Consider the following 12,713-nt stretch of genomic DNA (forward strand, 5'->3'; position numbering starts at 1 on the left):
TTTTTGGGCATCGGTCAGTCATTTAAGCTGCGGATTTCACCGCTTTTTGCTTGTGGCTATGTGCCATGGCACCTTCACGCACCCATGCGCCGTCTTCCCAGCCTTTGCGCTTTGCACTGAGGCGTTCATGGTTACAAATGCCGTTACCTTTAATCACTTGGTAAAACTCTGCCCAATCAATTTCCCCAAAGCGGTAGTGACCCAACTCGTCATCCCAAGCTAAATCAGGATCAGGAATGGTCATACCGAGTGCTTCGACTTGTGGAACTGTGTTGTCGACAAACTTTTGGCGTAGCTCGTCATTGCTGAAGCGTTTGATTTTCCACGCCATACTTTGAGCACTGTGCGGGGAATCAGAGTCATTAGGACCAAACATGGTTAGAACAGGCCACCAGAAGCGGTTTATCGCATCTTGCAGCATGGCCTTTTGTTCATCAGTCCCTTGTGCCAGTGCCATAACTGCCTCATAGCCTTGGCGTTGGTGAAAACTTTCTTCCTTACAAATTTTCACCATGGCACGTGCATAAGGGCCGTACGAAGCGCGGCACAGCGCCACTTGGTTCACAATTGCGGCGCCATCTACTAGCCAGCCAACGACCCCGACATCCGCCCAATTCAGCGTGGGGTAATTAAAAATGGAGGAGTACTTCATTTTTTCATCAAGCAGCTTTTGATAGATATCTTGGCGAGAGCAGCCAAGGGTCTCCGCAGCGCTGTAGAGGTATAAACCGTGGCCTGCTTCATCTTGAATTTTGGCCAGTAATATCGCTTTGCGACGTAGTGTGGGTGCCCGTGTTAGCCAGTTGGCTTCTGGAAGCATCCCCACGACTTCAGAGTGAGCATGTTGACCTATTTGGCGGATAAGATTCTGTCGGTAAGCATCGGGCATCCAATCCTTGGGTTCGATGGAAATATCTGCTTCGATTTTGGCTTCGAAGCTAGCCTGATTTATATTGCTCATTGATTTTTCCATTAAGTGATTCGTAATTTTCATTTAAAATTAAAATATCGAATCATGTTTATTTAACATTAATGCTAGAAACTGTTAACAAAAAGATCAATGTTCATTAACTTGATTTTGCGATTCACTTCACAAGGTTTTAAATTAAATCCAATAGAATCAATCAAATAAGAATACTTTATTTTATGTGGGTTTAGTGGGAAAGAGATTTTACAACTAATTTGTTCTTAATTTGTTAAATTTAAATTAGTATCTATGATTGTTTTTATGATACATATTTAAACATCAATTTTGTTTATTGCCTTTATTTCTGGAGACGGATATGCAGCATTTAACAAGTTACATTATGGGGAAGTGGGTACAGGGTAAGGGTAAAGAGCGGACGATTTACCATGCACTTACCAACCAAGCTTTATATGCAGTGACAACAGAAGGGCTCCCGTTATCTGAGAGTTTGGCCTATGGGCGAAATGTGGGGGGCGAAACGTTGTCTGCGATGACATTTCAGCAGCGGGGCCAGATGCTAAAAGCGATCGCCAAGTATTTGTTGGAACATAAAGCTGAGCTTTATGCGATTTCTGCACAAACTGGGGCAACAAAAGCAGATAGTTGGGTGGATATTGAAGGGGGAATTGGAACGTTATTCGCCTATTCAGGGCTAGCAAGTAGAGAGCTCCCCGATGACACTATTTGGCCAGAAGGCGATATGGTTCCACTGTCTAAGCAGGGGCAGTTTATTGGCCACCATATTTTGACATCCCGCCGTGGTGTGGCTTTGCATATTAATGCGTTTAATTTTCCTTGCTGGGGAATGTTAGAAAAGCTAGCCCCCACATGGTTGGCGGGTATGCCTGCCATCATTAAACCCGCTACGGCATCAGCCCAAGTTACCCAAGCAATGGTGAAATTGATGACCGACAGCGGTCTTGTCCCTGAAGGGGCTATTCAGTTGGTTTGTGGTGGTGTCGGGGATATGTTTGATTATCTTGATTTTGAGGACGTAGTCACGTTCACGGGATCAGCCCCAATAGGGCATATGCTTAAGTCACACGCTCGTATTATTGACAAATCGGTACCTTTCACCATGGAAGCCGACTCGCTGAACTGTGCGATCTTAGGTCATGATGTTCAACCTGAACAGCCAGAATTTACGTTGTTTATCAAAGAAGTTGCCCGCGAGATGACCGCGAAAGCAGGGCAGAAATGTACGGCAATCCGCCGTATTATCGTGCCGAAAAATCAACTAGAAAATGTTAAACAAGCACTACTCAAACGCTTATCAGGTATCACCGTGGGAGACCCTGCTGTTGATGGGGTTCGCATGGGAGCGTTGATTAATTTAGAACAGCGGCAAGATGTGCAAGATAAGGTGGATTATCTGTGTAGCAATGGCTGTGAAGTGCTCTGTGGTGGGCAGTTTGAACAACTAGAAGTGATCGGTGCGGATAGTCAAAACGGGGCATTTTACCCTCCCACACTCTTGTATTGTGCAGAGCCGTTTAAATCTTCAGCCGTTCATGAAACCGAGGCTTTTGGCCCAGTTTCCACACTAATGAGTTACGAAAATCTTGAGCAAGCGGTACAGCTTGCCATTTTAGGGGGCGGCAGTCTTGCAGGTACATTAGTGACCGCGGATGCGCAAGTGGCTCAATCGGTGATCCGTGCGAGTGCGCGAGCGCATGGGCGTATGTTGGTGCTAAATGAGGCATCAGCAGTCGAGTCTACGGGGCATGGTTCGCCATTGCCACTTTTAGTACATGGAGGACCTGGGCGTGCAGGTGGTGGGGAGGAACTTGGTGGGTTGAGAGCCGTGAAGCATTATATGCAGCGCACAGCGATTCAAGCTAGCCCATCGATGTTAACCGCTATCAACCAGCAGTGGCTCCGTGGTGCAGATACCGTAGCTGATGTAGTCCATCCTTTTAGAAAACATTTTGAAGACTTAGTGATTGGCGATACTTTGCTTACCGCAAGGCGCACCGTCACAGAAGCAGATATTGCAAACTTCGCTTGCTTAAGTGGAGATAATTTCTATGTTCACGTGGACAAAATCGGTGCGGCACAATCCCTGTTTGGTGAGCGTATTGCACACGGCTATTTTGTCGTTTCAGCGGCAGCAGGCTTGTTCGTTGATGCGGGTGTTGGGCCCGTTATTGCGAATTACGGGATGGAAAACTTGCGTTTTATTGAGCCTGTCAAAATCGGCGATACCATCCAAGTTCGCCTAACGTGCAAGAAAAAGATTAAAAAACCGCAAAAAATCACAGAAGATAAACCGAATGGTGTCGTTGAATGGGATGTGCAAGTCTTCAACCAAGATGATACCGCTGTAGCGCTTTATAGCATTTTGACGCTGGTGGAACGTCGTCAAGGGGACTTCCATTAATCAATAATTGCTATAAATTTCTGGTGAACAAATAGGTGCTTTTTCAATCATTTTCTGTTGTGATGGGGAAATGACCAACGAAATGTAAGGAAACAGAGATGAAAACGCACCATCAAGCGGTTTATCAACAATTTGATGAGCAAGCCAATGCCTATTTAACCAGTGCAGTCCATGCCCAAGGTGAGGATTTACTCGCCTTGCAGCAGCGGCTACAGGGTTGTCAGGATGAAAACATCCTTGATCTCGGTTGTGGTGCAGGGCATGCGAGTTTTTGTGCGGCGCTACAGGTGAAATCGGTCACTGCATATGATCTGTCTGACTCGATGCTGAGTGTTGTGGCGAAGAGTGCACAGGAGCGCCAGTTAACCAATATAACGACTTGCAAAGGCACGGCTGAGCAATTACCGTTTGCGGACAATCATTTTGATCGGGTGATTAGCCGCTATTCTGCACACCATTGGCATGATGTTGAAAAAGCGCTGCGTGAGGTTCACCGAGTCCTGAAAGTTGGTGGGAAAGGTATTTTTATCGATGTTATCTCGCCGGGCCATCCATTATTGGATATTTACCTGCAAACCGTTGAAGTGCTAAGAGATACGTCGCATATTCGTGATTATTCCGCAGGGGAATGGTCTGGAATGTTTAATAATGCAGGGCTATTTGTTAGTGCAGTGCAAAGCTTCCGTTTACCCCTTGAATTTACCAGTTGGGTCGAGCGGATGCGAACGCCACAACCATTGGTTGAGGCTATTCGCCAATTCCAAAATACACTGAGTGATGAAGCAAAACAGCATTTTGCAGTACAAGCAGATGGGTCATTTACCTCTGATGTAATGCTGTTTGAGTTTCATCGTCAATAAGCTATTATTTCGCAATAAACTGCGCTTGGTTAAGTTGGCTGAGCGCAGTATTCACTGCAAAAATCTCACCCCGGACATCAGGTACACCAAAGGCTTTTAAACGCGCGCTATGTTTGGTTAAGTAAGCTTTTGCCTCTAACTCAGAAGCAAACAGGTAAACACCGCCTGCCATTTGGGTTTGTTGGTTTTCAGTCCAAATTTTCCAGATAAAACCGGGTTCTTGGTTGATTGACTCAGCTAAGTCATTCATTGCTGCTGTCATTTCTTCGCCCCATGGGCCTTGGTATGGGAAGTCTACCTGTAAAATTACGCTCATTGATTGTATCTCCTTATCATTAGGCTTGCATAATAACCATTAACACAAATAATAACTTTGCTATTTATCGTATTTAAGACTATTGCGTTTACCTGCTTCAAAGGCTTCCAATGTGTTTAAACGCGCTTGTTTGTGATCAACGATAGGCATAGGGTAATCAATGGTTGTATTATTTTCTTCTGCCCATTCATGAGGGGTATGGATAAATTTATCAGGGATATCACCTAATTCGGGGAGCCAATGGCGAATAAATGAGCCTTGTGCATCAAACTTTTTCCCTTGTGTGGTGGGGTTGAAAATACGAAACCATGGGGAGGCATCCACACCGGTAGAGGCAGACCATTGCCAGCCACCATTATTGGCCGCTAAAGTCCCATCAATGAGCTGGGTCATAAAGTATTTTTCCCCTTTTCGCCAATCGATGAGCAAATCTTTGACTAAGAAGCTCGCTACAATCATTCGTAACCGATTATGCATCCAGCCAGTGGTATTCAGTTGTCGCATCGCTGCATCAACAATTGGGTAACCCGTTTGCCCGCTTTTCCATGCCTCGAAATCAGTAGGTGAATCATTCCAATGAATATGTTGCGTCCATTGAATAAAGGGCTGGTGACGGCACAGGTGAGGAAATGCCACTAAAAGATGGGTATAAAATTCACGCCAAACCAGTTCGTTTAACCAAGTAAAAGCGCCACTATCAGGGTAGTCAAGAACCTGTGGGTTTTCAGCTTGTAAGCGATTGAAGCACTGGCGAGGTGATAGCACCCCAACAGCGAGATATGGTGATAACTGGCTGGTGCCATCAATGGCGGGAAAATCTCTATCATGTTGGTAGTCTGCAACTTTTTGAGCGCAGAACTGCCTGAGCTGCTTTAAAGCGGCTTGTTCGCCCGCTGGGAAAGATTGCCCGATTTCTTGATGCTCATGGGGAAATAGCGGCGAGCTTGTCTCAATCCTTAATGGTTTTGAACGTTTGTCTGGTGCGCGTAATGAACGACAATCGGTGACGGTGAGTTGGGTGAGAAAAGCACGGCGAAATGGGGTATAAACTTGGTACATTTCGCCTTTTTGGTTTGTTACTGCGCCGGGGGGAAGTAACAACGCATCATCGAAAGCATGGATATGCATTGGTGGTGCGTGTTCTATCAGCCATTCATCGCGCTTTTTTTCATTCCATTCATACTGCCGATTGAAAAACAGGGCATCGGCCTGCTGTTCTTTGGCGTAATCCAGCACCCATGTAGCGGCATCGGCAAAACTTGCGGCAGTATGGCAAATAAGTGGAATGCCTAGTTGCGCAAGGGAATGCTGTAATTCCACCAAATTTTGGTGAATAAAGGCGATTTGCCGCGCAGAAACATCGTGTTGTTGCCATTGCTCTGGTGTTGCGGTGTAGAGGGCGATGACATTGGCCTGCGGATCAGCGCAGGCCGAGGAAAGCGCTTTGTTATCGGTGACGCGTAAATCATGACGAAACCAAATAAGATGACAAACTTGCTTTGCTGCCATCGCTTTCCTCCTAGGGCTAGTCTAATTTAGGATGCTGATTAATTAACGACTGGCGTTTTTTCTCAAGCTCAGCAATTTGTTGGTCAATATCTTCAACTCTTTGCTCAATATTGTCAAAGTGCTCACTTAAGATTTCCTTCGCTTCTGCTTTATCCGATGCTGCTGGCGTCGCACCACGCAATGGCTTGTTTGCGGTTTCTGGCATGCGAATACCCGTGTATAAACCAATTAATGCAATCACCATCAAGTAATAGGCTGGCATATATAAATCCGTGGTGGATTCAACTAACCAAGCTGCAACGGTTGGTGTCGCACCCGCAATTAATACCGAAATATTAAAGGCGATGGCTAAGGCACTATAACGAATATGTGTCGGGAAAATGGCTGGTAAAATTGATGCCATGACCCCAGTAAAACAGTTTAGTAATACCGCTAGGATCAGCAATCCGACAAAAATTAACCCAACTGAGCCGCTGTTAATTAGCATAAAAGCAGGGTAAGCCAGTAGAACTAAACCGACACTACCGATGATGACAAACGGACGGCGGCCTATTTTGTCGCTGGTTAAGCCAATCACAGGCTGAACAAACAGCATCCCAATCATAATGGCGATAATAATCAACACACCATGGTCAGTTGAATAATTCAGGTTATGTGATAAATAACTTGGCATATAAGTCAGCAGCATGTAATACGTGACGTTAGTCGCAATCACTAAGCCCACACAAATTAATAAACTTTTCCAATATTTAGATGCCACTTCGCGTACGGAAACTTTTGGCGGATTTTGGATATTCGCCTTATCTTGTTTTTCCAGTGATTCAATGTGCTGTTGGAAAGCAGGGGTTTCTTCAAGGGAATGACGTAGATACAACCCAATGATCCCTAAAGGTAAGGCTAAGAAGAATGGAATTCTCCAGCCCCAATCATGGAAGTTCGCCTCCCCAACAATACTGGAAATCAGGACAACCACGCCAGCACCTAGTACGAAGCCAGCAATAGAACCAAAGTCTAACCAGCTTCCCATAAAACCACGTTTACGGTCGGGGGAATACTCGGCAACAAAGATTGCAGCTCCTGAATATTCACCACCCACAGAGAAGCCCTGAGCTAATTTGGCAACCAATAACAAGATGGGTGCCCAGATACCAATGCTGTCATAAGACGGGATAAGGCCGATACAGAAGGTACTTATCGCCATAATGATGATGGTCATCGACAACACTTTTTGTCGGCCATATTTATCGCCTAAGACACCAAATACCACGCCCCCTAACGGTCTGACTAAAAAGGGAACGGAGAATGTAGCAAGTGCAGCAATCATCTGAACGCTCGGTGATGCGTCTGGAAAGAAAACTTGACCTAAGACGTAGGCTAAGAAGCCGTATACACCAAAATCAAACCATTCCATCGCATTACCCAGTGAAGCAGCGGTAATTGCTTTTTTTAATTTACCATCATCAATGATTGTAATGTCATTAATATTTAAGGGTTTTTCTTTTTTCTTCTTGAACTTCATAAAACCATCCTCTTATTTGAATTTTAACAACGAGATAAATCGCATTTAAGGTGTGGGTTTTCATACTTCAATAACGTGAAAATCTTATTATTTAGAATAGACGCTGTATGAATATTTGATAAGTGTTAAGTGTTTATAGTAGTGATACTAAATAATGGAGCGATACAGCAGAGATAGAGGAAAAATAGGGAATGTTTTTTTTAAATAAAGCAAAGTAACCACCTGAAAATAACTAAACAAGTCACCTATAATACATTAAAATCTTGAAAATGTAAAATTGGCGGACTTTCATTCGGAGTTAATGGATTGTTTAGCGTTTTATTTCAGATTGTTAGATTTATACCAATATGTTATTTCTATCGATAATATACTAAATGAATAAGTCGATTTATTGATTGTAAATTTGTTAATAATCAATCGATTACATTTAATTTTTTCCAAATTCTTCTATGCTGAATATTCTATGGGTTTTGGGAGAATAATATGAATACGTCAGTGAAAATATCTGCAATTAATGTTTATCACCCGTCAGGGGTTAGAAATAATGATTATTTCATTGTGAAACACCCAGAAATAAAAAATATAGCGAAGATGTTAGAGTCATTCGGCTGTGATAAACGTTATATTGCGGATCCGGCAAGTGAAAATGTCTTAACGATGTCAATTAAAGCAGCAAAGCCTATTATCCAAGATGATGACATCGATATTATTCTTTTTGCATCCACGACGATTGAATATATTTCCCCCATTCATGCTATTCACCTGCATGGAGAATTAGATATTCAGCATAGTTGTGTATGTATAGATATGAACAGTAATTGTTTGGGGATGATAACGATATTTGAGCAAGCCGCAATGATGTTAAAATCTAAAGCATCTTATCGTAAGGCATTAATTGTCGCTTCTGATTTTTTATCTCGTTTTACTAATCCAAATGAATTAGTGCCCAATGCCTTAATGGGGGATGCCGCTGTTGCTATGGTACTGGAGAAGACGGAGGATAATTCAGGTGCTGGATTAATTGATAGCATGTATTTTACGGATAGTCAGTTTGTGGACACTATTGTCTACCCCCGCTATGGCGTTTCGCAATCTACAAATATGAAGGCAGAAAAGCTTTATTGGAATAATTTTACGGGCGCTCAAAGTTTAGATTTTGCTATCGAGGGTATTAAATATCAACTCGAAAAACACCATCTTCAATTACAAGATATTAGTTGTTTTTTCTTCTCCCAATTATCAAAAGGAGGTATTAGTACAATAAAAAAAGGATTAAATATCTCTTGGGATAATATTGAGTATATAGGTGATGAATATGGTTACACAGGTGTAAATAGCCCATTTGTTGCCTATGCGAGTCGTTTGAAAAAAGGGTTACTTCATGATGGTGACTTGATTATTTTCTGGTCATTAGGTGCAGGTTATCAAACGGGTGTTTTGTTGTGGAAAGTATAACGTGATCATTTGGAAATTGATTGGATAATTATATCGTTCATTTTACGATGTTCTTATTATGTTGATTAATATTAACAATAAACTCTTAATTTATTCCGTTATTGTCATCTTCTTTTGATAATAACGGAGGATTGTGTTGTTCTCTTTTATAATGGATTTGATAAGTAGGAATGAATAATTGACTTGGTTACAATCAAATAAATGATTGCAAATAAGTTTGATAATCAGAGAGAACGTTAAGATTCGAAATGAATTTTACCGAATTTCTAAAAAAGTGCGTGTGGTATTTTAGCAAACGACAATATTGCACGTATGACCTCCGACTGAGAAGAGTGCCATTATGAAAAAACAGAGTGTTGCATCCTATATTGCGAAAGTACTTGATAATGCTGGAGTTAAACGTATTTGGGGCGTTACTGGAGATTCATTGAATGGCTTAACCGACAGCTTGCGCCGCCAAGGGGCAATTGAATGGTTAGGCACTCGCCATGAGGAAGTAGCTGCATTTGCCGCAGGCTCAGAGGCTCAGCTTACTGGAAAACTGGCCGTTTGCGCAGGGTCTTGTGGGCCAGGGAATATGCACCTTATCAACGGATTATATGATTGTCACCGTAATCGAGTGCCTGTGTTGGCGATTGCTGCGCATATACCATCCAGTGAAATTGGCAGTAATTATTTCCAAGAAACTCACCCAACAGAACTCTTTCGTGAATGCAGTCACTACTGCGAAATGGTCTCTAACCCTGAGCAAATTCAACAGGTGCTCGGTATTGCAATGCGTAAAGCTATTTTGAATAAAGGGGTATCTGTTGTTGTTATTCCGGGGGATATTGCATTAAAAGACGCACCTGAAACCGCCAAAGACACATGGTATCAGCCCCAAGCGCCGTTGGTTATGCCACAGCGTTCAGAAATCGAACAATTAGCGCAAGCGCTGAATGAATCTAAAAATGTCACATTATTCTGTGGTAATGGCTGCGCAGGCGCACATGATGAAGTGATCAAACTCGCCGAAACGTTAAAAGCCCCTGTCGTTCACGCACTGCGCGGTAAAGAACACATTGAATGGGATAACCCATACAGTGTCGGAATGACAGGTTTAATCGGTTTTTCATCGGGTTATCATGCAATGATGAATGCCGATACCGTTGTGTTGCTTGGAACACAATTCCCATACCGTCCTTTCTATCCGAATGATGCGAAAATTATTCAAATTGATATTAATGCAGGTAGCTTAGGGTCTCACTGCCATATTGATATGGGCCTGATTGGCGATATTAAAGCGACTCTAGACGCTTTGCAGCCGCACCTGCAGGCTAAACAAGATAATAAACATCTTGAGAGCGCGTTGAAACATTACGAGGAAGCGCGTAAAGGGTTAGACGACCTCGCAAAACCGGGTCATGAAGGATTAATCCATCCGCAGTACTTAGCAACTAAAATTAGTGAACTGGCCGACGATGATGCAATCTTCACTTGCGATGTAGGAACACCAACCGTGTGGGCTGCACGTTATTTGAAAATGAATGGTAAACGTCGTTTAATCGGTTCGTTTAATCATGGTTCAATGGCAAATGCGATGCCACAAGCCATTGGTGCTCAAGCGGTTGATAAAAAACGCCAAGTAGTTGCCATGTGTGGTGATGGTGGATTCAGCATGTTAATGGGGGATTTTATTTCTCTCTCACAAATGCAGCTACCAGTTAAAATTATTATTCATAATAATGGTGTACTGGGCTTCGTTGCGATGGAAATGAAGGTCGCGGGTTTTTTAACTGCTGGAACAGATTTGCAGAACCCGAATTTTGCGGCGATTGCGAATGCAGCGGGTATTAAAGGTATTCGAGTCGAAAAAAGTGAAGACCTCGACGGTGCACTTAAAGAGGCCTTTGCCCACGATGGCCCTGTGGTGGTGGATGTTTTAACCGCAAAACAAGAGCTTTCAATGCCACCTGAAATTGCTGCGCAAGAAGCAAAAGGTTTTAGTTTGTATATGTTAAAAGCCATTATGAGCGGTCGCGGTGATGAAGTCGTTCAATTGGTGAAAACTAACTGGCTGCGTTAAGACGGGTTGTTAGTTAAGCAAGGAGCCCAATCAATTGGTTGGGCTTTTCAGTTTATAGTTATAATTCAATACCCTGCGGCAGACTGGCTGCGCCATAAATGAGCTGCGACGAGCGCTCGCCATGGTGAAAATTGCATCAACCATTTTTCTGTTTCTTTCGCTGTTGGCTGCTCTTGACTGGCTAATAATGTTTGCAAGTTACGTCTTACAGCCACATCACCATGCAAAGAGCCATCGAGATAATTAAAGCCTCGCAAGAGAGCATAACTGACCGTCCAAGGGCCAATCCCTTTAATTTTGAGCAGTTGCTCTGTAAGCTCATCAGCATTGTCATGGGTGACTTGTACTGATAAATCAATCTGTTGGTTTTTAATTGCTTCGCATAGCGCCCTGAGTGCAACAATTTTCCCTAATGAAAAACCTGTTTGTCGGAGAGTATCATCACTGACTAAATCCACTTGTTGGATATCAGGAAAGCACCAAATCCCCGATGAATGCTGTATGCCCACAGCCTGTATAAATCGCCGGCGGATTGCGATAGCGGCATGGACACTAATTTGCTGCCCAATAATTGCCCAAACTAAGGCTTCGAAAGCATTAGAGGATTGATAAATTCTTAGTCCTTTTTGTTTTTCAATAAGTTGTCCAAGCACTGGGTCTGTTAGGTAAAGCGTTTCAAATTCATTAACGGGTTGATGTAAGCCCAATAAGTGTTTCCCAAGGGCGCTGAGTTCTGTTTCAGTGGGGGAGATATTGGAAGAATCAATATCCAAAGAAATTGTTGCATACTGATTTTCTATCGCTAACTGAATGTTGGCAGGACAATTTTGCCAGATTAGGCCTTTTTGCAAACAATTATCGACAACAATCTCCGCCACATTTTGTTGGTCTCTTAAGTGAAAGGCAAAAAAGTCCTCAGAGCGATAAGGTTGTGGGAGCGGTAAATTAACAGTAAATGTTTGCATTATGATGACCTTATAAGATTTTTCTTTAATCCCAATATATTGTGTATTGATGCATTAGGTAACTCATATTTTAGTGAACAAGTATGTTATCTTAATAAGATTGATTATTTCGTAAATGACATGGCGTTTATATTTAATAAGGAAGTGAAATGAAAACTGAAGATTGCAGTTCATCTCATAACCCGCCAATCCCTTCTAAGCCTGTACCTGAATTAACAGGGATTGGTGGTTGGCTAATTTTGCCTATGTTAGGGATTGTGCTATCCATTATTATTCTCCCATTTGCGATTTATGGGCAAAATATTCAGGTTATTGAGTATTGGGATGAGTTAACCAACCCTCAATTTGATACATTCATTCCCTTATTTAAAGAACTTATTTATTTTGAGCTTTTAGGGAATGCGATTCTATACGCTTTATTACTTTTCTTGTGTTATGTCTTTTTTACGAAGAAAAAGCTCACGATTAAAATTTACATTTTCTTCCAGCTATTTGCTTTAGTGTTGACGGTTTCAGATATTATACTGGCAGGCACATTATTAGATTTAGAGGTTGAAGCGTCAGATATTCGCGACATTCTTCGTGCTCTGATTGGCTGCGCAATTTGGATACCGTATTTTTTGGTTTCTAAGCGTGTAAAAAATACTTTTGTGAATTAAATACCGTCATAGAGGTGA

The 12,713-nt window shown here is 42.5% G+C and carries 9 protein-coding genes and 1 pseudogene; 5 read left to right on the forward strand and 5 right to left on the reverse strand.

Features of this window, described 5'->3' with window-relative positions; genetic code table 11:
• Positions 1-22: 22 nt before the first annotated feature.
• Positions 23-961, reverse strand: a complete 939-nt coding sequence (gene paaA, locus AC4IFT_RS10895; RefSeq protein ID WP_490751329.1) for a 1,2-phenylacetyl-CoA epoxidase subunit PaaA — start codon at positions 959-961, stop codon at positions 23-25.
• Positions 962-1,283: 322 nt separating this feature from the next.
• On the opposite strand from paaA, the gene paaZ reads away from it, so the two are divergent.
• Both paaZ and AC4IFT_RS10905 read left to right on the forward strand, forming a co-directional pair.
• Positions 1,284-3,347: a phenylacetic acid degradation bifunctional protein PaaZ gene (paaZ, locus tag AC4IFT_RS10900; RefSeq protein ID WP_490751330.1), complete on the forward strand. Its 2,064-nt coding sequence runs from the start codon at positions 1,284-1,286 to the stop codon at positions 3,345-3,347.
• A gap of 89 nt (positions 3,348-3,436) precedes the next feature.
• Positions 3,437-4,207: pseudogene (locus AC4IFT_RS10905) on the forward strand (class I SAM-dependent methyltransferase); the annotation flags it as partial.
• Between the two features lie 4 nt (positions 4,208-4,211).
• Here AC4IFT_RS10905 and AC4IFT_RS10910 read toward each other — a convergent pair.
• Genes AC4IFT_RS10910 through proP form a run of 3 tightly spaced genes read right to left on the reverse strand, consistent with a single transcriptional unit; the run spans position 4,212 to position 7,551 of the window.
• Positions 4,212-4,523: a monooxygenase gene (locus AC4IFT_RS10910; protein WP_490733853.1), complete on the reverse strand. Its 312-nt coding sequence runs from the start codon at positions 4,521-4,523 to the stop codon at positions 4,212-4,214.
• A 60-nt stretch (positions 4,524-4,583) separates the two neighbouring features.
• Positions 4,584-6,032 (reverse strand): deoxyribodipyrimidine photo-lyase, encoded by a 1,449-nt coding sequence (gene phrB, locus AC4IFT_RS10915; RefSeq protein ID WP_490751331.1) that lies wholly within the window; start codon positions 6,030-6,032, stop codon positions 4,584-4,586.
• A gap of 16 nt (positions 6,033-6,048) precedes the next feature.
• On the reverse strand, positions 6,049-7,551 hold the full coding sequence (proP, locus tag AC4IFT_RS10920) for a glycine betaine/L-proline transporter ProP (RefSeq protein ID WP_490733849.1): 1,503 nt from the start codon (positions 7,549-7,551) through the stop codon (positions 6,049-6,051).
• A 483-nt stretch (positions 7,552-8,034) separates the two neighbouring features.
• Between proP and AC4IFT_RS10925 the strand changes: the two genes are divergently transcribed.
• Entirely contained in the window at positions 8,035-9,006 is a 972-nt protein-coding gene (locus tag AC4IFT_RS10925; protein WP_490751332.1) for a 3-oxoacyl-ACP synthase III family protein, read from the forward strand.
• A gap of 340 nt (positions 9,007-9,346) precedes the next feature.
• Entirely contained in the window at positions 9,347-11,071 is a 1,725-nt protein-coding gene (gene poxB, locus AC4IFT_RS10930) for a ubiquinone-dependent pyruvate dehydrogenase (protein ID WP_490733845.1), read from the forward strand.
• A gap of 65 nt (positions 11,072-11,136) precedes the next feature.
• On the opposite strand, the gene AC4IFT_RS10935 is transcribed toward poxB, so the two are convergent.
• Positions 11,137-12,036 carry a DNA-3-methyladenine glycosylase family protein gene (locus tag AC4IFT_RS10935; RefSeq protein ID WP_490733843.1) on the reverse strand — a complete coding sequence of 300 codons (900 nt, stop codon included), beginning with the start codon at positions 12,034-12,036 and terminating at the stop codon, positions 11,137-11,139.
• A gap of 149 nt (positions 12,037-12,185) precedes the next feature.
• On the opposite strand from AC4IFT_RS10935, the gene AC4IFT_RS10940 reads away from it, so the two are divergent.
• A complete protein-coding gene (locus AC4IFT_RS10940; RefSeq protein ID WP_490733841.1) occupies positions 12,186-12,695 on the forward strand; it encodes a DUF2569 domain-containing protein in 510 nt (169 codons plus the stop codon).
• Positions 12,696-12,713 lie beyond the last annotated feature (18 nt).

Source organism: Providencia sp. UF-183, assembly GCF_058246155.1.